Annotated in this window: 1 protein-coding gene; it reads left to right on the forward strand. The window is 59.3% G+C overall.

Going from position 1 to position 246, the window contains the following annotated elements; all coding sequences use genetic code 11:
* The coding region (locus tag SB751_RS33965; RefSeq protein ID WP_410749491.1) for an EscU/YscU/HrcU family type III secretion system export apparatus switch protein at nt 1-246 on the forward strand (246 nt) is incomplete at both ends.

Genomic DNA, 246 nt, shown 5'->3' on the forward strand with positions numbered 1-246 from the left:
CTGATCATGCTGGTGGTGGGCATGTTCTCGGAATTCCTGCAGGTGGGGGTGGTGCTGGCATTCGAAAAGCTCAAGCCGTCGGCCAAGAAGCTGGACGTGATGAGCAACCTGAAGAACATCTTCTCGAAGAAGAACCTGGTCGAGCTGCTCAAGTCCATCGTCAAGATCGCCTTCCTGTCGGTGCTGGTGACGCTGGTGGTGCGCGATGCGCTGCCCGAACTGATGGCGGTGCCGCACAGCGGCCTG

Source organism: Cupriavidus sp. SIMBA_020, assembly GCF_046535395.1.
Taxonomy (GTDB): Bacteria; Pseudomonadota; Gammaproteobacteria; order Burkholderiales; family Burkholderiaceae; genus Cupriavidus; species Cupriavidus campinensis.